This is a genomic window from Synechococcus sp. CBW1004 (genome assembly GCF_015840715.1).
Taxonomy (GTDB): Bacteria; Cyanobacteriota; Cyanobacteriia; order PCC-6307; family Cyanobiaceae; genus Cyanobium.
This window is the reverse complement of the sequence record NZ_CP060397.1, coordinates 378,253-398,657: the sequence shown is the minus strand read 5'-3', so window position 1 is coordinate 398,657 and position 20,405 is coordinate 378,253. Positions and strand designations below refer to the sequence as shown.

The following is a 20,405-nucleotide window of genomic DNA, read 5'->3' as shown; positions in this document are numbered from 1 at the left end:
ACCGGGAAAAACATACGCCCATCGTGACGCAATGCACCAAACGATCGCCCCTGCGTAGTCGAGAGGGGATCCGCATTGGCTGATGAAACTTATGCATTGATACGGACTGCCTGTCTCAAGCGTTCACGCACGCGGTCATAAACTGGCACTTCAACTGCCTGGCCGACTTCGAGCGTTGTTGCTACAGCATATGCAATCGGATCGTCAAGCCTGCCAGCTGCAGGCGAGCAGGTTATGTCGAGGACAAGATTCCCTCCATCAACGAAGGCCGCCGCCTCTTCGCCCTCCCAGCGCTGGTGATAGACAGTCCCCTTTCCGATCGCGTTGTATGACGGTTGATGTTTTGCGTTTGCTACGCCAATAGAAAAAGATCTGTCACTGCCCGGGCCTGCCTTGAACTTCGCGAGTCTATACATTCGATGAGAATTAGTGATTGGCGTGAGCCATGCAATTGTTACTGACAGTGCCCGAAAACCTGGCATCCCGTCGAGCTCTACTGGGAGAGGCACCGCGAATCGATCGGTCTCATGTGAGTGGATCGTGTTCCATCCGAATAAGGTCGCGCGGTTCTCAGCGCAATCAACTATGCGTTCGATATTGGGACAGCCAAAGCCAAGAAAGCGGCTGATTTCGTCTCGCTCATGCTCCCAATGAAGTCTCCCATTTTCTGCGATGATTTCCTTAATCGCACTTGCAGCGTCATCATCCCACTGTGCGCTGTGGACCAGAAGCGCCTTAAGCATAACGGCGTGGTAAGCAGGGTCAATCATCGGATGAACCGGATCATTCGGCAGTTCTTCAAGCGCTTCAAGTATGCGTATTGCGTTGTGCGTCGCAAGTGCCGTTGCGACACTTGTGCCGCTCATGTTGATTCTACGGTTAATTTGACCGGCGGGACCGGGACTCGCCACGCCAATGCCAAAAAGATTCGCTGGTCGCGTAATAGGGCCAACATCGATGGGAGCATGAGTTGAACTCGCCCGTACCTGCTCGGCGCCACCGGGCAGGAGGATTTCCGGTTTGATCGCACGCTTGAATCCCAGCCCCAAAGCGGAGCTCGGATTGGGCAGCGCCGCGCTCGAATATGGATCGATAGCCATCACACTCTGGCCATTCGGCGAAATGTGGTCGGCGTGCGCTGCACCAACGGTTAGAGCATTGATTGCCTCAGCAGGTGCGAGCAGGCGTCGATCCGCGCGCCGACGCATAATCGCACGGAGCATAGTCAATTGTCTGTTGTACGCATCCCCACGCTCGAGGTGGGCCCACTGCATCACACCATCTAAAGATAATTGGTCTAAGATATTTCCTGCACTCACCAGAATAAGGACTTTATAGCGCCAAGCGAGATGATCTATCAGGCGCGCCCAAGGGCTCATGACACCAGCGAATCGCCTTTTAGCGTCACCGAGCGACAAGTTTATGATCCGCACCGTCCGCGCGGTCGGTTCTGAATCTCCTTCCCCGTCGAACATCCGAATGAAGGCGCGCCACATTAGATCAATGCCGAGACGGTCGGCGGGCATCACCTCTCTTACACTGTCTAACCCGTCTGGCTGTGGGTACATGACTGGGCGTACATAGAGGCGACGCCGTAGCGGCGACTTAGGATTGCGCGCATTAAGATCACCATGCAGGATCAACGACGCCATAGCGGTTCCATGCCGTTGATCCGCCGCACTCCCATACTCGTCGGCGAAACTATCCGGATCGTCGACAATCAGCCGTCCGGCAAGCCGGTCATGCTGCGTCATGGGCATGCCGTCAAGCAGAGCTGCTATTGGCGGTTCAAGATCTGTCCTGCATTCGTCGGATGTTGTTTCTGAAGCATCATCTAGGTCACCTTCGACAAGACCCGAAACCATCGACTGTGGCCGCAGCATCATCACATCATCGAGAGTGACTAGGCCCACATCGGGATGGTTGAGCACGTCCCGAATGACAGCAGGCGATACTTCTCCCAAAACAGCTTGGTAACGGATCGGATCAATTACCGAGCGATCAAGAATCCGCCCGCCAAGTTCTCGTAGCCTATTCAGGAAGGTAGTTTCAGCTATCTCTCTGCGAGCCGCGGCATCGCGATACCAGAACTCGACCTCAAACCTAATAGGCGTATCAGGTGCGAGTAGCAACCGCTCTTGCCAGTCTTCGATTGCCTCTTGTGTCAAGCGGTCTCTGGGCCCCCATGGTCGGACATCTGCGAGATGCATGAACACATCGCGCCATGCAGTACGACCGTGTCCGAGTTCCTCGCCTCGCTGAAACCTCTGCCACAGACTTAGAAGTTCCCTGAGAGCAGTCCGATCAGGAATTGTAAAATAATATCGAAGTGGTACCCGTCTATCAGCTCTTGGCTCCCCGTCCCCGTCCCGGAGGTAGAAGTCTTCATCGGGTGCGGCATCGCCTTCATCCTCTCCGAGGAACTCAAGTCCCGGTACGCCGCGCACCGCGCGGTAAAAGTCAACGACTTCGCTGGCGATCTCGAAAACGAGCGCGCGTTCGGGCACTATTGCAGACGGATCATCCCGAAGCTCGCCCAGCGCATCAGGGTCGCCAAGCGCACGTTCTAGACGGTCGAATTTCGCACCAAGCCTTTCGGCCTGACGGACAGCATCGACGGAAGGAATCCTCTCCCTAGGGGGCTGGCCAGCTGCTGGTGCTCTTCGCTCTGGACGTGGCATCGCCAGAAGGGGACGATCAGCCATCGACCAATCCTTGATTTGCAGCGTAAGAACGTGTCGGTTGGACCAACTGTTCCCACAGATCTAGTTGTTCTTCGATCGTCTTCCTCAGCGGGCTCTCCTGCATCGCCATGATTTGACGGCGGCGCACGCCGAGAGTGAATTCCTCTGCTTCGGCATAGCTGATTGCTCCTAGACGCTTGGCAATATTTGCTCCGGAAACACCAGGGACCTTGTCAAACGAGGCAAGAAAACGTTCGAAGTACTCGGTCAGCTCCTTTATTCCTGGCGCCGGCAGGCCTAGTCGGAGTTGGAAACGGCGCCAGACTGCCCGGTCCAGCAGCTCGGAGTGGTTGGTGGCCGCAATGACGACCGCGTAGCTTGGCAATTCATCAACGTGCATTAAGAGCGATGTAACTACGCGTTTAATCTCTCCAGTTTCATGGATATCACCCCGTTCTTTGCTGACCGCATCAAACTCGTCGAAAAACAGGACACAGGGCGTTGTGCGCACATAGTCGAACACGCGTTTGAGACGAGTTGCAGTTTCTCCGAGATAGCTTCCGATCATTGCCTCGTAACGGACTACGTAAAACGGTACGGCCAATGCTTCGGCGATTGCTTCCGCAAGAGATGTCTTGCCATTGCCTGGCGGGCCAACGAGAAGAAGGCGGTTCCTCGGGTCGAGACTATGCGCACGAAGCAATCCTGATCTTTGCTGCTCCTCGATAAACTGATCAACTGCCTTGCGACACTTTGCGGAAAGAACAATATCGCCAAGCTCACGCTTGGGCATAACTTCAGAGAGACACTCACGTTCTTTCTGATGACTATCGGAGATTGAAGAGCATCTCTTTGTAGTAATATCACTTGCCTGAATAGCCCGTGCGAGCCGCTCTGCCAGCACCATGTGCTGCTTGCCTTTCTCTTCAGCAATAATTGTCTCTACTACCTCGCGGACTGCACTTTTGTCCCCCAAGACACTTGCTCTCACAAGGTTTATTAGTAGATCACTGCGCGCCATTTAAGTGCCCCCGCACAGGATTCATTTGGCTTTCTCCAAAAATGTCATTTTAGTCGCACACCATCTTAGGCCAAGCAGCTCTTCGTGGCGACCAGTACTTGCTTCGGTTTGCTTGGAACGGACATGGCCCCCTAATGGCAACATGGGCGGAATCGGGAGAATCCTTAGATGATGTCATGGTCCAATTCCACTGTAGTCGCCTCTCAATTGTATCAATGCCGTGAATCATTGTCTAGGTTTCTTGGCTTTTCTTTGGGGACAGAGCGCTCCTTGATCTGCCCCTATCGAACCACTCCCGCAGTGCATCGTGAACCCGGGAGAAAGTCATTGTTTCAAGACTTTCTTTGCTATAGCAAATCCGGCGGCGACATCGCACAAGTGCGAGCACAAGAGGCTTGCTAGGCATGTGCAAGGATCGTCGTTAAAGTATAATTTAAACAGAGCAGCCTGGATTGACTTAATGATCTTGAATGGCTATCAAGGGGGGCTTTCGTCTCGAGATAACAGATTGGCCTAGCTTGATCGCCCTTAAGCAAATTCAATCGCTATTCGGCTCCTCGTGAATTATGATTCGTATTGGCCATGTGGACTGTCTCTGAATAAATCTCGTGACTGTAATTATGACTAGCGCAAGGCTTATGTTCTATGCAAATCTGGTCTATGGCAATATTATGGCCAGCATGAAGTGTTGACCTTGGATGGCAATCCGTAATTCACAGGTTACTCGGTAAAGCTCTGGACCACAAGAAGCTAGGCTCAGTATATACATTGTAAGTGGGCTTCTGTAAGCGAGCGCTAAAAGTACTGCCCGCACAAGACGCCGAGGTCATTTCGAGTGGAAGTTTCGAATCGATGCGAAGCAGGCATTGCGAAGGCCGAGGGTGCCCATCAAGCCTGCTTATTCACTAGAGCCAGATTCGAGTCCAAGGACTATGTAGCGTATGACCTATCTGGTCTGAAGCGATAACAAAAGCCGTGCAGAGCTTTCACTGCCCTCCCCTAGGTCAACCACGGCCGCTGGCAATAGCTCTGACCCCACCACAGCCAGTGCCCACTACCCGTCGCAGGTCAGCCACCTCCAGTAGCTCCACCTCCCCAGCCGCACAGCAAGCTCAGCCCCCTGCCCAGCCCCCCTGGCTGGAACATCCCACCCTCTCCGGCCTGCGGGATCGCCTGCAGCTGGTCTACGACTGCTGGACCCTGCTGGAGCTCCCTGACGGCACCAGCCGCCGGCCGGTCTATCTCCCCCGCGGCATCGAGGAGCCCGAGACCTGCTACCTCAAGCGCCTGGAAGCAGCCCGGCCTACCGGCTTCTACCGCGATGCCCTGCGCACCTACGCGGGGATGCTGTCGCGCCTGGCCTGGCAGGAACTGCCCGACTCCCTGACCCGCGTGGCCACCGATGTGGACGGCCAGGGCACGGACCTGGGGGTGTTCCTCTTCCTGGCCGACCTGCTCACCCTGCGGGATGGCGGCTGTCTAATCCTGCAGCTGCCGCCCCAGCACCGCTGGCCCTCAGAGGGCGATCGGCTGGAGGCCCTCGCCAAGGGCGACCGGCTCTCCCTGCCGCGGCTGCAGCTGGTGCCCCGGCGCGACCTGCTCAACTGGCGCCTGCCCACCGATACCGCCAGTGCGGCTCCGGCGTCGGGCCCGGTGGAGATCGTCTGGCGAGAGCCGCGCCGTCAGGCCTTGCCGCCACGTTTTGCCAGCGGCAATGCGGCGGTGCCAACGATGGTGCTCGACGCCCACGGCGGACTGGTGCCGGACCCGCAGGCCTGGCTCTACCGCAGCCTGGCGGTGACGGATGACGGTCTGGTGCTGCGCAGCTGGCAGGCCAACCCCAATCCCGGTGCCGTCGATGGCTACGACGTGGTGCCGGTGGGCGAGCCGGAGCGGATGCCCCAGCGCTTTGACATACCGGCGCTCTGGTACTCGGTGGATGGCACCGCCTTTGGAGAAGGCGATTTGCCCCACCTGGGCCTAGCGCACCAGTACCTCAACCACTACCGCTGCCGCAGCGAATACGAAGACCTCCTCTCCCGCACCGCCCTGCCTGTGGGTGTGCGCACAGGACTGGTGGATGCCTACGGCTTCCGCCGCAGCGATGGCGCCCTCGGCTCGGGTGCAACTGCCGGTGGCATAGAAGGACAGCGGCCCCAGCGGCTGGTGCTCTCCACCTCCTCGTTTATGGACCTGCCCGAGGGCGCCAAGTTCGAGTGGGTGGAAATAGAAGCCCGATCTCTGGCGGAGCACCGGGCCTACCTGCAGCAGCTGGAAGAAGCCATGCGCCGAGATGCCCTGATCCCCGCCGTCGGCCACGGACCAGCCCGCACTGAGCTGGAGGTCTCGCTCACCGCCGGCCAGAGCTTTGCGGTGCTGCAATCGCTGGCAGGTCAGAAGGCCTCAATGCTCAGCACCCTGCTGCGCCAGTGGACCCGCCTCACTGGCGAAAAGCTGGCGGATCAACCGGTCTGCAGTGTGGAGATCTGCCCACTGGTGCCACCCCAGCCGCCGCGCAAACCCCAGCCCTCGGTGCAGGAGTGGCTGGTGCTGCATGAGCGGGGAGTGATCGACGGCGCCGAGCTGCGTCAGCAGCTGGGGCTGAGCGAGCACAACGGGGGCAGCTGATCTGGCAAGGGAGGGCATGACCCAGTCCTCACCACCCACCTGCACCTGGCGTCCCGGTGATGCCGAGGCCTTGCGCATCGCCCTGTCCATCCCGGTGACCAGTGCCGCCCTGGCGGCCCTGAACCGGGAGATGGCCCAGCTGCAGACCCACTACCCCACAGGGGTTTGCACCGCCCAGGGCCACCTCGATGCCATTGCGGCGCTGAATGAGCAGCTGGCCGCACTGACACCGGCAGAGGTGAACAGCCCGGTGCGCAGCCGGCGCAAGGGCGTGGCCGGTGGCGTGGTGCCCAACCCGCTGCCGCTGAGCAAGTTGGCGGTGGTGGAGTACGCCACCGAGCTGCTGCTGGAGGAGACCGAGAGCGAGTGGAACCCTGCGGGCCCATCACCGGCGGTGGCGCTGGGGAAGCAGCGCAGCCAGCACATTGGCCAGCTGGCGCTGCTGCTGCCAAGGCTGCAGAACTGGCGGCTGAAGGACCCGGATCCCTTCCGGGGATCGCTGGTGCGGGGCTGAGAGATGGAGCAGCCCCTCTCACCGCTGAACCAGGGCCTCAACCCCCTGCGGGGTGCTCCGCTGTGGGGGCAGATGGTTGCACTGCCTGCGGCCAGCCCGGCGATCGACAGCCGGGTGGCCCAGCCCGCGGCTGCGCCCCTTGGGGCCTCGCCCCTGTGGCTGGCACTGCAGCCCTACGCCAATGCCCGCCTCTGCCTGTTTGAGGTGGATCGGCCCGAGAGCCGCAGCCCCATCCCGATCCGCCGGCATGTGATCGACTGCTTCCTCGAGCAGAGCGGCATCGTCAGCGGCTACAACGACACCGCCCTCACCGACCCAGGCGATGTGCTCCTGCGCGGCTATCTCTGCCGGGCGGCAATCCTGCCGGTGAGCACCAGCAACACCTTTGACTGGCTGGCGGCCGAGATGGATTGGGCCACCCCTGGCTTTCGCGAGGAAGCGCCGCTGCCGTGGGATCCGGCACTGCTGGGCACGGTGCAGGCCCCCTGCCAGGGGGTGATGTGGCTCGGGGACCTGGCACTGCTGCAACCGGAGGGCGGGCTGCCATCCGGTGGCCGGGCCCAGTTCGCGGGTTGCCAGGTGATGCACTTCGGGGCGGACTACGGCCCAGGTGGCATCGGCCTGCTGGTGCAGCCGCTGCTGGGGGAAGCGATCCAGCTGGTGCTCAGGCCCCACAGCGTGCTGGTGCTGCGCGATGGCGACACGCTGAACCTGATCGCTGAGCGCTACGGCACCACCGTGGCCACCTTGAGGCGGATCAACCCCCAGCTGGAAAGCACCCAGACCATCACCTCCGTTGATGGGGATTCGCTGGCGGTGCTGGCTGGCCGCCATGGCACGACCGAAACCAAGCTGCGCAGCCTCAACCCGGTGCTGCAGCAGAGCGAGGCCTATGTCACCGGCGATGGCGAGACCTTGAGCAGCGTGGCGGCCGAGCAGAGCCTCAGCCTCTCCCTGCTGCGCCAGTTCAACCCGGAGCTGAGCAGCTGGCCCAGCGAGGAACCGCTGCCGGCTGGCACCACCCTGCTCCTGCCCGTCTACCGCTCCACCACTTCCATCCCGGCGGGGATGCAGTTGCTGGTGCCTGGCTACATGCCCTCGACGCCGCTGCCGACGGGGGAGTGGATCTACCTGCCGGCCCGGCGCTCTGCTCCCGTGCTGGATGAGCTGCCTGAGCAGGGCTTTTGAGGAGCTGGCAACAGGGAGAGCGAGCGCAGCCCGGACGGGGCGCCCGCAGCACCACAGCCGTGATGGGTGATGCCCTCCTCCTCCTTCTTCTCCTCTGATTCCAGCCGCGCCAACAGCGGCGCTGCTCCAGGTCCCATGGTCCCTCCTGGCCGATGGGAGACCTACCGCCAACAGCAGCAGCAACCCAACCAGGGCCCTACGGGCTCAGCTCCACCTGCCACCGACCCTGACCTGCTCGACAGCGACGGCGCCGCTGACGCTGGTCTGGATGCTGCCGACGGCGACGACGCCCTCGACCTCTCCCTGCCCCAGGACCCAGGTGTCAACGGCAGCGGCGACCCCCCTGCCGCTGCTCCCAGCAGTGCTGATCCCTTGCGCGCCGAACGGCGCCGCAGCAACCAGCTCGAGAAAGAACTGCGCAAGGCCCGTGCCCAGCTGTCGCGTTTCTCTGAGATCAACCCGGACGAGTACGCCCGTCTGCAGGACGCCGAGCGCAAGCGCGAGGAGTTCGAACGCCAGGTGGGCGAGCGTGAACGCCAGCTCAATGAGGCCAACCTGCGCCGCGTGCGCAGCGTCGAAAAGGAACGGGACGAGGCCCGCTCCCAGGTGCAGAACCTGCGCAAGGAACGGCTGATGGAGCGCCTCTTCTCAGAAGCGGAAGGCCGCGTCGGCGGCGATGAGCGGGGCACCTTCTTTGACACCTTCGTGACGCTGTGCGGCGGCCACTTCCAGCTGGGGGAGGTGGATGGACGCGAGCGGCTGCTGCCGGTGGATGGCAAGGGCCAACCCCTCACCGCCGACGGGGTGGCCCTGAGCGATGGCGACTACATGGAGGAGCTGCGCCGCCACCCGGTGTACAGCTTCCTGTTCCAGCAGCGCAGCGGCCTCTATTCCGCTGCTGTGCCGGAAACGGGCCATGAGCACGGCGGCGCGGTGAATCTGCAGACGCTGAGCACCGCCGAGCTCTACCTGGAGGCCGTCAAGGGCACCACGCCCCGGGCGGCTGCACCGCGGCGCTGATTCATCTCGCCGGTAGAGCGATGGCCTGGTATCTGGTGTTCTGGCGCAACCGCTCCACCGCCACGGTGGTGCCGGCCGCCAGCGCCGGCCAGGCTCGCTCCCACGCCCAGCACCGACACAAGAAGGGCTATGGGGGGATCGTGGCCGCTCGGCGCGCCAATGCCGACGACAGTCGGTTGATTCGTCGTGGCGCCTGGGTGCGCCGTCGCCGTGACGGCAGCAGTCCTCAGTTCGGCAGTGCTCGCTCCAAAGCCAGGGCCCGCCGGCAGCGGAGTGCCTACCGCCATTGGCTGTAAGGCCCGGCCACCAACCGGCAACCGGGCCTGAGCCCCCAGGCTCAGCAGACCGAGACGGTGCAGCCGGGGGTGCCCTGCAGCTTGCGGGCAAAGGCGAACGCCTTCTCGGCAGGGATCAGCCGCATCTTCTTGACGGGCTTACCGCGGCGGCCCAGGAACTCGACCTCACAGGGGGCAGTGCCGAGCTTCTGGACTCCTGGCTGATAGCGGTGAACCACAAGCAGGCGGACTTCGCAGACGGGGCCTTGGGGGGTGGCCATGGCTGGGGTGGAGCGGAGAACCCCGACCAGACGCCCCGCAGGCGCAGTGCTGGCCAGGGGCGAGCAGCGCGAGCCTCGCGTCAGCCCTGGCCAGCGCAAGCCGGAGGGGCATGCTGCGGAGGGGTTTCGCTCCGCCCAGCCAGCCACGTCCCACGGGCATGGATGCCACTCCGTGCTGAACGCCCACCGCGCCCCAGCAGTGGAGCTGCTCCACCAACCCTTGGATCGAGGCATAGGCAAGGGGGCCGCAGCTGCAGCCCCCAACCCATGGCGCTCAGGCCATCTGCAGCCTCTGCAAAGCCAGTGGCTGGCGCTGGAGCTCGAGCTCACAGCGCTGCAGTAGCTCCTGCTGGGCCAGCAGCCGCTCATCCAGCTCATCCACCCGCGCCAGACACTGCTGGATCGCGGGGATCACCTCCTCCTCCAGCAGGGTGATTTCCTCTTCTCCATAGGGCTGGTCGATCCAGGTGCGGCGCAGCGGCAGCCCACGACGACGCAGCAGGATCTCCTCCACCGAGCGCAGCGTGGATTCGAGCAGCAGGAACGGATCCTCTTCTGGCCTGCAGAACGGGGAGGTGGCAGCGGAATTGCCTGCAGAGAGCGTGGCCATGATGATCGGCGCCCAAACGGCGCAGCGACGGGACCGATCCCAGCGGAGGCGCGGCCGCAGGACGGGCCTCAGACTGGAGAGGCCCGGAGCAAGCCCCCCTCCCGCTCCCAGGCGTTACCGGTCCATGCGCGTCAGCGCTGCTCCACCCAGCAGCGCCAGCAACAGCTTGAGGGTGGAATCAAAGCCGCCCTGCAGCTGCTCCAACGCGCCGGGGCAGATCTGCCCGATCGGCCTGCCCTCCATCGCCCGCTGACCGCAGACCCCAGCGGCGAGGGAATAGATCAGCAGCTGGGTCCCGATCACCACCGCCAGAATCTTGAACACAAACCGCTCGCGGTCGAACGGCGGCTTGGGCGGTCTGGCCCCAGCCGGCGGCAGCACCAGCCCCGGCGTCACTGTTTTTCCTGGAACACCCCCACATAGACGGTGCCCTGCCGGTAGAGGGGCAGCACCTTGTCGCGCAGATCGGCGTTGTGCAGGCGAACGCAACCGAGGGTGGGGTGCAGGGGCTGCTGCGCTGCCCAGGCGCCGGGCCAGCCGCAGGCCGAACCACCACCGTGGAGCATGACCCCGGCCCGGCCAACGGCCACCTCCTGGCCCTCCAGCTCCTCCATGTCGAAGGAATACCAGCCGTAGCCCATGGCGGTATCGGAGCAGGGCGGGTTGGGGTTCTGCTCGTAATCGGGGTAGAGCTGGCCAAGCCTGTAGAGCCCCGGCGGGGTGTCGGTGCTGTTCTGGGTCCAGTCGGTGTCGCTCCCCTGGCCGCGGGCCAGGCAGGGGATCTTCCAGAGGAAGGCCCCGGTGTGGTCGTAGGCCTCCATGTCCTGGTCCCGGTCATTCACCAGCAGGTAGGAATCCCCGGGCTGGACGGGAGCTGCCAGCTGCGGGCCCGCCATCCCGGCTTCCTCTGAACCGCGGGGATCGAGGCCGCCGCTGGGGACTGCTGGTGCCGGGGGCGCGGCCGGTTTCTCGCTGAAGGTGAGCGCCCAGGGGGCCTGCTCCTCGAGGACGGCCTCGCTGCCGGGCAGTGCAGCGATCGCGGCATGGAGGGTCCAGACGCCGGAGACCTGCTGGGGTTCACCGCGGAATGCTTCAAAGCGGTCCTGGAACCGCTCGGCGGTCATGGGGCTGGCCATAGGCGTGGTGCTGCTGAGCCCTGTTGCCATTGCTGGCTTGGGGCCGCCGGCGGCAGTCACAAGAGAGCGCCCCAGCCGCAGCCGGGGCTGCTCCATCAGAAGGGCAGCTCGCTCTCGGGGAAGGAGCTCACCCGGTGAGGATTGAGGAGCTGGCGATCAAAGAGGAGATCAGCGCAGAGCAGCTCCAGCCGCTCCAGAGGAGCAGGGCGGTGGGCCGAGGCCTCCTCGCAGAGCAGCCCCAGGGTGCGGGAGCTCAGGAGCTGGAAGGCGCGGATGCGGGATTCGGTAGCCATGGCAGGCGTAGCGGAGACCCCGAAGCAGGCCGGGCGGGGTCAAGGGGCAGCCCCCTCTGCAATGCGGAGCGCAGCGCAGCCAACGCACCAGTCCGGCTGACTTGCGCAGCCCTTGAGGCCGCCCGGACCATGAGGAGGGCTGCGCGAAGCCGATCCACAGAGCGCCGGTGGGGCAGGGACTGGATCAGCCCTGTCCGGCTGTGGTCGCTTGGTGCAGCGCTCCAACTCCCAGAGGCGCCCGCCTACTCAGTGATGCTGTCCTCGCCCGAGGCTCATGCCGTGTTCCGCACCACCAGCCTGTTTCTGCTGACGGCGGCCGCCGAGAGCCTGGGGTGTTACCAAGCCGACCTGGTGCTGCGTCAGCAGCGGCCGATCTGCTCCTGATCTCCGCCGCCATCTCCCTGGCGATCTACGTATGGCTGCCCACCTTCCACCCCACCGCAGCTCGCCGGGTGTACGCCTCCTTTGGCGCGATGGTTGTGGCGATTGCCCTGGCGTGGTGACGGCTGGTGGATGGGGTGCCGCTCACGGCCCTTGATCTCACCGGGGTGGCTGTGATCCTCACCGGAATGACGATCCTGATGGGCTGAGAGGGGCGCCCCTCTGCCGCAATCCAGTCAGGGATCAGGCTCTTTGCTCTCCGTGATGGGTTGAATCCGCCAGAGGGACGGCCAGGCAGAAGCAACTGCCAGCTCCAGGGGTGGATTGGAGGCTGATCACACCCCCATGGCGGCGGGCGATGGCCTGGGCGATCGCCAGGCCCAATCCCGTGCCTCCCTGCTGGCGGGTGCGGGCAGGATCCAGGCGCGTGAAGCGGTCAAAGATGCACTCCTGCTCGGCAGCAGGGATGCCGGGCCCGCGGTCACGGACCGTCAGCCGGATCTCGCGGCCGCGCTGCTCCAGGCCCACCACGACGGACGTGTCCGCAGGGCTGTGCTGAATCGCGTTGCTCAGCAGGTTGATCACCAGCCGGCTGAGCTCCGACTCGACCCCCAACACCCAGGCGGAGGCGATCCAGGGAGCCTGCTCCAGGCTCACCTGGGCTGCAGCGGCCGTCTCGCCGAAGTCCTCCAGCACATCGGCTGTGATCTCCGCGAGATCACAGCTCTGTTTCTGGCTCTGGAGGCAGGGTCGCTCCAGGCTGGCCAGCAACAGCAGATCGGCGATCAGCTGCTGCAGGCGCCGGCCCTGGGCAAGGACCCGATCCAGGCTGGGGGCGGCCTTGCCGTTTGGCGTTGCAGCACTGGCGCCCTGTTCTGCCTCCACCAGCGCCAGCAGGTTGGCCAGGGGCGTGCGCAGCTCATGGGCCACATCGGCGCTGAATTGCTCCTGTCGGCGATAGGCCTCCAGCAAGGGAGCCATCGCCAAACCCGCCAGCCACCAGCTGGCCAGTGCCATCGCCACCATGGCCAGTAGGAACACCCCATGGCCCAGCCACCACAACCGCTCGGCCTCCGCATCGAGATCCGCCAGGCTGCGTGAAATCTGGAGGTAGCCCCAGATCGGTTCGCCAGAACCATTGGAGTGATGAAGGTGGATCGCATAGGTGCCCCACCGCTCCCTTCCGTGGGGGTTGCTGAGTGACCAGCCCAGGGTTTCTGGTGTTGATTCCACCGGTACGTCGCCAGGGGATCGGGCGATCAGGGCCCCCTGGTGGTCCAGCACCCGCAGCTTGTAGCGACTGGGATCCGTGGCGCTGATCGCATGGCGATGGAGCAGATCCGGCGCTGGGCGGCAGACCTCACCAGCCAGGCAAAGCCCCGGCAGCACCGCTGCGAGGCTGGTGGAGGGCACGGCATCCCGCGGTAGCACGGGCTTGAGGCTGTCGTGCATGGTGCCGGCCAGGGTCTGCAGCTCCCGTCGGATCGCCGTTTCCTGGGTCTGCAGCAGCAGCCGGCCCATGGTCAAACCCGCGGCATAGAGGAGCGCTCCCATCACCACCAGGGACAGGCCTGCCAGACGCAGACGCGCACGCCAGAGCAGCCCAGGCGCCGGGGAACGCATCGGGCTCATGCCGGCCGATCGAGCTGAGGCTGAAAGCGGTAGCCCTTGCTGGGCACCGTTTCGATCGGTGACGGCAGGCCATGGGTCGCCAGCTTGCGCCGCAGCAGCCGCACCTGGGCCGCCACCACATTGCTCACCGGGTCCTGGTGCAGATCCCAGAGCTGATGGCGCAGCCGCGAGCCGGGAATGATCTGGCCGGGATGTTCCATGAAATAGGCCATCAACTGCTGCTCCTTGGCCGACAGCTCGACGGCCACCTCCCCGCCTGGCGTGCTCACCAGCAACTCAGCCTTGGCCGGATCGAGGCGAAAGCAGCCCACCTCCAACAGCGGTTCCCGGTAGGCAGGCTGACGGCGCTGCAAGGCCCGGATCCGGGCCAGCAATTCCTCCATCGCAAAGGGTTTGCTGAGGTAGTCGTCGGCGCCGGCATCGAGTCCCTCCACTCGATCGGCCGTGTCGCTGCGAGCGGTCAGCAACAGAACCGGCAACTCGTAGCCGGCCGAGCGGGCCCGGCGGCAGAGCTCCACACCGCTCAAGGCCGGCAGCATCCAATCCAGGATGGCCAGGTCGTAGCGAGCCAGCTGGGCGCCCAACAGGGTCCAGCCCTCAAGGCCATCGCCGCAGTGATCCACCACATGGCCTTGCTGCTGCAACACCGCCTGAATCGCGCCGGCCAGATCCGCCTCGTCTTCCACCAGCAGGATCCGCAGCGGCATCGGCAGGGGGCTTGAGCTGGCAGATGCTAGTGAGCACAAGCGATTTCACCTGATTTTCATCGCGGTTGCGCCAAGCTCCGTCCACCTGTTGCTTTCGTGGGCCTTGCTCAACCGACTCCTGCCGCTGACCGCCGGTGCCAGTCTCGCGGCCGCTGCCCTGCTCACCGTTCCTGTCGCCACTCCTGTCGCGGTGGCGCATGTGGGCCATGGAGACGAGTTCCAGCAGACGGGCGATGCCCGCCAGGTGCAGCGCAATGCCGATGGTGACGCCCTCCTGGGCATTGCCACCAAGAAGCCAGAGTCAGGGCCGGATGGCCTCAGCGTGCCAACCACGGCGCTGGTGGATGCCAATGGCAAACCCCTGCTGTTCGTGCAGACGGAGAAGACCTACGACCCGGTCTACGTGGTGACCGGTGCCAACCAGGGCGATCGGGTGGTGGTGACGGAAGGCATCGATCCCACCGACGACGTGGTGACCACGGGGGCGCTTTCGCTCTATGCCGAATCGAGGAAGACCCAGCAGGCAGAACCTGCGTCGGCGAACGACAAGCCGGATGAAACAACGGCTTCTGCCCCTGAATCGGTTTCAGCCAGCTCTGGGTTGCCGATTCCTGGGCTGGCCGTGGGCGCCGGCGCCGCTGTGCTGGTCATCGGCGGTGGGATCTGGCTGAGCCGTCGCAAGAAGACGGATGCTTGAGCGGCTGCTCAACGCCACGCTGCGGTTTTCGATCGCTCGCCGCTGGCTGATCGTGGCCGCTGCGGTGGTTATCAGTCTCTGGGGCCTGCTGGCCGTGAGCCAGATGCCGCTGGATGTGTTTCCGCCCTTTGCGCCGCCGCAGGTGGATGTGCAGACCAGCGCCGATGGCCTCTCGCCCGAGGAGGTGGAAACCCGGATCACCCTGCCGATCGAGTCGGCCGTGAACGGCATCCCCGGGGTGGAGACGGTGCGCTCCTCCTCCAAGGCGGGCCTGTCGATGGTGCAGGTGGTGTTCCACCAGAACGCCGATATCTTCCGCGCTCGCCAGTCGGTGGCGGAGCGGTTGCAGCAGGTGAGCACCCAGCTTCCCGCCAATGCCACCGCACCGGAGCTGTCGCCGCTTGTGTCCCCGCTCGGCACGATCCTGCAGGTGGCCTTCACGGCGGCAGGCGATGGCGCCACATCCTTGATGGATCTGCAGCAGCTGGTGCTGCGCTCCTATCGCCAGGCCATCCTGGCGGTCCCTGGTGTGGCCCAGGTGACGATCTACGGCGGTGATGAGCAGCAGTTTCAGGTGCTGATCGACCCCCACGAACTGCAGGTGCAGAACGTCTCGCTCCAAGCGGTGATGGAGGGGGTCTCCAAGGCCATGGCCACCAGCCCCGGAGGCTTCCTGATTGCCGGCGGCCAGGAGCGGCTGATCCGCCCGATGGGGCAGATCGAGCAAGTCAGCGACCTGGCGGAGGCGGCGGTGCGCAACGAGCAGGGGCAACCGGTGCTGCTTTCCACCTTGGCGGAGGTCAAACGCGACGCAGCGCTCAAACGGGGTGACGCCAGCTTCAACGGCAAGCCCGCCGTCGTGCTGATGGTGACCAAGCAGCCCGACGTGGACACACCCACCGTGACCGGCGCGGTGGAGCGACGCCTGGCCGAACTGAACCGAACCCTGCCGGCGGATGTGCAGACCCACGTCACATTTCGTCAGAGCAACTTCATCGACAGCGCTATCCGCAATGTGAGCGAGTCGCTGCTGCAGGGGGTGGTGATCGTTTCGGTGGTGATCGTGCTGTTCCTGATGAACTGGCGCGCTGCCGTGATCAGCCTCAGCGCCATTCCGCTTTCGCTGCTGATCGGCCTGATGCTGATGAAGGCCCTCGGCCTCGGCATCAACACCATGACCCTGGGCGGGCTGGTGGTGGCGATCGGTTCGGTGGTCGACGACTCGATCGTCGACATGGAGAACTGCTACCGGGGCCTGCGCCGCAACCAGGCGAGCAGCACGCCCAAATCACCGTTGCAAGTGGTGTTTGACACCTCGCTGGAGGTGCGCCAGCCCGTGCTGTTCTCCACCGTGATCATTGCGGTGGTGTTCGCGCCGATCTTCTCGCTCACCGGCGTGGAAGGACGGATCTTTGCGCCCATGGGCCTGGCCTACCTGCTCTGCATCGGCGCCTCCACCCTGGTGGCGGTGACCCTGTCACCGGCCCTCTGCGCCATCCTGCTGGCGCCGGTTCAGCTGCACGAGGAGAACACCTGGATCGCCAACCAGGCCCAGCGCCTCTATCGCCCTGTGCTGGATCTGGCCCTGACCTCACCGCAGCGGGTGCTGGCCATGGCCCTGGCTCTTGTGATCGCCACCACCCTCATCCTGCCGGCACTGGGGCGGGTGTTTCTGCCTGAGTTCCGTGAAAAGTCGCTGGTGAATTCGATGGTGCTCTACCCGGGGGTGTCACTGGAGATGACCAATCGGGCCGGCCTGGCCCTGACCCGTTCGCTGCAGAACAACCCTCTGTTCGAGTGGGTGCAGGTGCGCACCGGCCGCGCGCCTGGTGATGCCGATGGTGCGGGTGTGAACCTGGCCCATGTGGATGTGGAACTCAGTGATCGGGCGATGGCCAACCGCCCAGCCGCCATTGCCGAACTGCGGCAGGCGTTTCAGAAGCTGCCGGGCGTGGCTTCCAACATCGGCGGCTTCATCTCCCACCGAATGGATGAGGTGCTCTCCGGGGTCCGCAGTGCCATCGCGATCAAGATCTACGGCACCGATCTGGGCGAGCTGCGCCGCATCGGCGAGGCCGTGGAGACAGCGATCAAGCCGATCACCGGAGTGGTGGATCTGCAGCTGGAGCCCCAACTGCCCATCCCCCAGGTCCAGATCCACTACGACCGCCCCCTGGCCTCGGCCCTGGGCCTCAGCATTGAAGAGCTGTCGCAGGCCGTGGAGATTGCCCTTAACGGCAAGGTGGTGGGCCACGTAGTGGAAAGCGGTCTGCGCAGCGATGTGCTGGTGCAGCTCCAGCCAGACGCGCGCGCAAGCCTGGAGGCGATCCGCTCGGTGCCGGTGGCTTTCTCCAATGGCATGACGGTGCCGCTGGGCAGCGTCGCCTGGATCGACGAAGGCCTGGGCTCCAACGTCGTCAACCGGGAGGACGTGTCCCGGATGATCGTGGTCTCCGCCAACGTCAGCGGCCGGCCGCTCGGCACTGTCGTCAAAGACATCCAGCGCACCATTGCCCGCGAGGTGCCACTGCCTCAGGGCTACACGATCCGCTACGGCGGCCAGTTCGAATCAGAAGAACGGGCAACCGCGTCTCTGATCTTCTACAGCGCTGTTGCCGCAGTGGTGATCAGTGTGCTGATGGTGATCTCGGTGAAATCTCTGCCGGCAACGGTGGCGATCATGCTCAATCTGCCCCTGGCCCTGATTGGCGGTGTGGTGGCCGTGTTGCTCACGGGAGGAGTGCTATCAATCGCCTCGCTGATCGGCTTCATCACGCTGTTTGGCATCGCCGTGCGCAATGGGTTGTTGCTGGTGGACAACTACAACCGCCGCCATGCCGATGGGCAACCCCTGAGCGAGGTGATCCGTGAGGGAAGCCTGGAGCGCCTCAACGCCATCTTGATGACTGCGCTCTCGTCCGCGCTGGGTGCCTTGCCGTTGGCGCTGGCGTTCGGGGCCGGCAACGAAATCCTGCAGCCCCTGGCCGTTGTGGTGCTGGGCGGCCTGATCACCTCCACGGCGCTGACATTGCTGGTGCTACCCGCGCTGTATGTGCGCTTTGGCCGTTGGCTGTTGCCGCCGATCCACACCTCCATGCCTTCTCTCGCGCTGTCTCAGCCATGAGCTCAAGCCTCCAGGCCATCACCGCTCGGTTGCGCGAGCCCCGCACCCTCCTGCCCATCGCGATCGCCGGGTCGCTGCTGCTGGGGATCGCCGTGGGCCGCCACAGCGGTGGGCCTGCCACATCCACGCCCAAGGCGAGCACAGAAGCAACCGCCGCCCGCAACACGATCAGCCTGAGCGCGGAGCAACTGCGGCGCTCGGGTCTCCACATCATTCGCCCGGAAGCCAGCACCGGCACGGAACGGCCGATCTCAGGCTTTGTGGAAGCGGCCGTGGGCGCACGCTCCAGCGTGGGCATGCCCGTGGCTGGCCGCATCGTGCACCTGCTGGTGGCCCCGGGCACCGCCGTGCGCAGCGGCGAGGTGATCGCCAAGGTGCAGAGCCCGGAAGCCGCCGTGGTGCGTGCCGACGCCGACGCCGCCCAGGCCACGGCGCAATCGCTGGCCTACCAGTACCGGCTCGCTGCCCCGATGGCCAAGCAAGGCGCCCTCTCGGCGCAGGAGCTGGAAAGCCGGCGGATTGCCAGCGTGACCGCGGCCAGCACCGCGCGGGCAGCAACGGCCAAGGCCCTGGTGATGGGAGAGCCCGACGCCATGGGGCGTCTGCCCATCAGAAGTCCGATCAGCGGACAGATCGCCGCCGTCAAGGCATCCCCTGGTGCTGTGCTGCAGGCGGGAGATGAGGTTGCCCAGATCAGCGATGCGCGGGGTAGTGAATTGCGCTTCCTGGTTTCTCCTTTGCTGGCCGCCAATCTGGAACCCGGCCAGCTGCTGCGGGTGAAGGCCGGTGCCAGGGATCTGCGAGCCCGGGTGCTGGCGGTGGCACCAGACAGCGGCAGCGGCAATCGGGTGAGCGTCGTGCGCGCTCAGACCGTCGACGCACCGATGCCGCCTGCCGGTACGGCGGTGACGGCCTTTGTGATGGTGCCCGCCTCCGAGCAGCGATTCACGGTGCCCGCCGATGCCGTCCAGGTGGTGAACGGCTCACCGACGGTGTTCCGCTACCAACGTGGTGCAGTGGAACCTGTGCCCGTTGTGGTGGGGCAACAGTCGGCCGATCGGGTGGTGATCCTCCAGGGCGTGCGCGCTGGAGAGAGCTTGTTGGCTGGACCCACGCAGATGCTCCGTTGATGTCCCTACAGCGCCGCGGTCAGCTCGCCGGACTCGCCGCAGCGGTGCTGTTCGGTTGCAGCGCCCCCCTGATCAGCACCCTCACAGGCCAGGGCTCGGCAGTCAGCATCGCGGCCCTGCTCTATGCCGGGGCGGCCATGGCCTTGCTGCTGCTGCGGCTGGTGCTGGGCGGCTCCCAGTCGGAAGCGCCGGTGCAAGCCAGTGATTGGCCGGCTCTGGCCGGGCTCACCGTGCTCGGGGGCATGGTGGGCCCTGTGGCGCTGGTGCTGGGTCTGGCTCGTCTGCCGGCAGCCTCCGGTTCGCTGTTGCTCAATCTGGAAACACCGTTCACCCTCGCGATCGCGGTGCTGGTGGGCCGTGAGCACCTGGGGCGTCGCGGCATGACAGCAGCGGCTCTCACCACAGCCGGAGCCGTGGTGCTCTCCGGCGGCTCACTCCATGGTGTCAACGGCCCAGGGGCTCTGCTGATCGCGGCGGCAACCCTGGCCTGGGGGATCGACAACAACCTCAGCCAGCGCCTCAGCCTGCGCAACCCGATTCAGATCGCCACCCTCAAGGCCGCTGGAGCTTCCCTGCCCATGCTGGGCCTGGCCCTGCTGCTGGGGGAACGCTTTCCATCGCTGCCAACGACCCTGGGGTTGCTTGTCATCGGCGCCCTTGGCTATGGCATCTCGATCTGGCTGGATCTGCTGGCGCTGCGGGGTCTGGGTGCCGCTCGGGAAGCCCTGATCTTTGCCACGGCCCCGTTCGTGGGGGCCTTGTTTGCGCTAGTGGTGCTGAGAGAGGCACTCACCGCCCAGCTCGCAGTGGCGGCAGGCCTGATGGCAGGCGGGGTAGCCCTGCTGTTGAACGAGCGGCACAGCCACTGGCATCGGCACGAGCCTCTGGAGCACTCCCACCGCCATCGCCACGACCCCAGCAACAGAGATCCCCATCACGACCATCCCCATACAGAAGACGACCTCAGGGGGATGCCCGACGATCAACCTTTCTGGCATGCCCACGGCCATCAGCACACGCACACAGCCCATGCTCACCCCCATGTGAGCGACGCCCATCACCGCCATCGGCACTAAGCGTGGCG

Annotated in this window: 20 protein-coding genes; 11 read left to right on the top strand and 9 right to left on the bottom strand. The window is 64.5% G+C overall.

Annotated features, from left to right (window positions below):
• Window positions 1-89: 89 nt before the first annotated feature.
• Entirely contained in the window at window positions 90-2,507 is a 2,418-nt protein-coding gene (locus tag H8F25_RS01835) for a S8 family peptidase (RefSeq protein ID WP_197211764.1), read from the bottom strand.
• Window positions 2,508-2,697: 190 nt separating this feature from the next.
• The gene (locus H8F25_RS01830; RefSeq protein WP_231596998.1) at window positions 2,698-3,660 is read right to left on the bottom strand and encodes an AAA family ATPase; all 963 of its coding nucleotides are present in this window, start codon (window positions 3,658-3,660) and stop codon (window positions 2,698-2,700) included.
• A 1,092-nt stretch (window positions 3,661-4,752) separates the two neighbouring features.
• Between H8F25_RS01830 and H8F25_RS01825 the strand changes: the two genes are divergently transcribed.
• The 5 genes from H8F25_RS01825 (at window position 4,753) to H8F25_RS01805 (ending at window position 9,351) form a co-directional block, all read left to right on the top strand.
• Window positions 4,753-6,333: a DUF4055 domain-containing protein gene (locus H8F25_RS01825; protein WP_197211762.1), complete on the top strand. Its 1,581-nt coding sequence runs from the start codon at window positions 4,753-4,755 to the stop codon at window positions 6,331-6,333.
• A 16-nt stretch (window positions 6,334-6,349) separates the two neighbouring features.
• Window positions 6,350-6,847 carry a hypothetical protein gene (locus H8F25_RS01820; protein WP_197211761.1) on the top strand — a complete coding sequence of 166 codons (498 nt, stop codon included), beginning with the start codon at window positions 6,350-6,352 and terminating at the stop codon, window positions 6,845-6,847.
• A gap of 3 nt (window positions 6,848-6,850) precedes the next feature.
• Window positions 6,851-8,035 (top strand): LysM peptidoglycan-binding domain-containing protein, encoded by a 1,185-nt coding sequence (locus H8F25_RS01815; RefSeq protein WP_197211760.1) that lies wholly within the window; start codon window positions 6,851-6,853, stop codon window positions 8,033-8,035.
• A 69-nt stretch (window positions 8,036-8,104) separates the two neighbouring features.
• Window positions 8,105-9,055: a hypothetical protein gene (locus tag H8F25_RS01810; protein WP_197211759.1), complete on the top strand. Its 951-nt coding sequence runs from the start codon at window positions 8,105-8,107 to the stop codon at window positions 9,053-9,055.
• A 20-nt stretch (window positions 9,056-9,075) separates the two neighbouring features.
• On the top strand, window positions 9,076-9,351 hold the full coding sequence (locus tag H8F25_RS01805) for a hypothetical protein (protein WP_197211758.1): 276 nt from the start codon (window positions 9,076-9,078) through the stop codon (window positions 9,349-9,351).
• Window positions 9,352-9,392: 41 nt separating this feature from the next.
• Here H8F25_RS01805 and H8F25_RS01800 read toward each other — a convergent pair whose 3' ends face one another.
• The 5 genes from H8F25_RS01800 to H8F25_RS01780 all read right to left on the bottom strand — a co-directional run bounded on the left by H8F25_RS01800 (window position 9,393) and on the right by H8F25_RS01780 (window position 11,650).
• Entirely contained in the window at window positions 9,393-9,611 is a 219-nt protein-coding gene (locus H8F25_RS01800) for a hypothetical protein (RefSeq protein WP_197211757.1), read from the bottom strand.
• Window positions 9,612-9,885: 274 nt separating this feature from the next.
• Window positions 9,886-10,221 (bottom strand): hypothetical protein, encoded by a 336-nt coding sequence (locus H8F25_RS01795; RefSeq protein ID WP_197211756.1) that lies wholly within the window; start codon window positions 10,219-10,221, stop codon window positions 9,886-9,888.
• A 114-nt stretch (window positions 10,222-10,335) separates the two neighbouring features.
• Window positions 10,336-10,617 (bottom strand): hypothetical protein, encoded by a 282-nt coding sequence (locus H8F25_RS01790; protein ID WP_197211755.1) that lies wholly within the window; start codon window positions 10,615-10,617, stop codon window positions 10,336-10,338.
• A complete protein-coding gene (locus H8F25_RS01785) occupies window positions 10,614-11,357 on the bottom strand; it encodes a L,D-transpeptidase (protein ID WP_197211754.1) in 744 nt (247 codons plus the stop codon). The genes H8F25_RS01790 and H8F25_RS01785 overlap by 4 nt, the downstream gene beginning before the upstream one ends.
• Before the next feature lie 95 nt (window positions 11,358-11,452).
• The gene (locus tag H8F25_RS01780) at window positions 11,453-11,650 is read right to left on the bottom strand and encodes a hypothetical protein (RefSeq protein WP_197211753.1); all 198 of its coding nucleotides are present in this window, start codon (window positions 11,648-11,650) and stop codon (window positions 11,453-11,455) included.
• A gap of 252 nt (window positions 11,651-11,902) precedes the next feature.
• Between H8F25_RS01780 and H8F25_RS17915 the strand changes: the two genes are divergently transcribed.
• Window positions 11,903-12,034 carry a hypothetical protein gene (locus H8F25_RS17915; RefSeq protein ID WP_255376846.1) on the top strand — a complete coding sequence of 44 codons (132 nt, stop codon included), beginning with the start codon at window positions 11,903-11,905 and terminating at the stop codon, window positions 12,032-12,034.
• On the top strand, window positions 11,983-12,153 hold the full coding sequence (locus H8F25_RS18070; RefSeq protein ID WP_370525791.1) for a hypothetical protein: 171 nt from the start codon (window positions 11,983-11,985) through the stop codon (window positions 12,151-12,153). Before H8F25_RS17915 ends, H8F25_RS18070 begins: the two co-directional genes overlap by 52 nt.
• 121 nt (window positions 12,154-12,274) lie before the next feature.
• Here H8F25_RS18070 and rppB read toward each other — a convergent pair whose 3' ends face one another.
• Window positions 12,275-13,654 (bottom strand): two-component system sensor histidine kinase RppB, encoded by a 1,380-nt coding sequence (gene rppB, locus H8F25_RS01770; RefSeq protein WP_197169784.1) that lies wholly within the window; start codon window positions 13,652-13,654, stop codon window positions 12,275-12,277.
• 5 nt (window positions 13,655-13,659) lie between these two features.
• Window positions 13,660-14,364: a two-component system response regulator RppA gene (gene rppA, locus H8F25_RS01765; protein ID WP_231597293.1), complete on the bottom strand. Its 705-nt coding sequence runs from the start codon at window positions 14,362-14,364 to the stop codon at window positions 13,660-13,662.
• A gap of 109 nt (window positions 14,365-14,473) precedes the next feature.
• Here rppA and H8F25_RS01760 point away from each other — a divergent pair, with 109 nt between their 5' ends.
• From H8F25_RS01760 to H8F25_RS01745, 4 genes are read left to right on the top strand one after another with little or no spacing between them, the layout of a single operon-like run.
• Window positions 14,474-15,067: a hypothetical protein gene (locus H8F25_RS01760; protein WP_231596997.1), complete on the top strand. Its 594-nt coding sequence runs from the start codon at window positions 14,474-14,476 to the stop codon at window positions 15,065-15,067.
• Window positions 15,060-18,191 (top strand): efflux RND transporter permease subunit, encoded by a 3,132-nt coding sequence (locus H8F25_RS01755; protein ID WP_197169786.1) that lies wholly within the window; start codon window positions 15,060-15,062, stop codon window positions 18,189-18,191. The genes H8F25_RS01760 and H8F25_RS01755 overlap by 8 nt, the downstream gene beginning before the upstream one ends.
• Window positions 18,188-19,321, top strand: a complete 1,134-nt coding sequence (locus H8F25_RS01750) for an efflux RND transporter periplasmic adaptor subunit (protein ID WP_197169787.1) — start codon at window positions 18,188-18,190, stop codon at window positions 19,319-19,321. Before H8F25_RS01755 ends, H8F25_RS01750 begins: the two co-directional genes overlap by 4 nt.
• Window positions 19,321-20,397, top strand: a complete 1,077-nt coding sequence (locus H8F25_RS01745) for a DMT family transporter (RefSeq protein WP_197169788.1) — start codon at window positions 19,321-19,323, stop codon at window positions 20,395-20,397. Before H8F25_RS01750 ends, H8F25_RS01745 begins: the two co-directional genes overlap by 1 nt.
• Window positions 20,398-20,405: the final 8 nt, after the last annotated feature.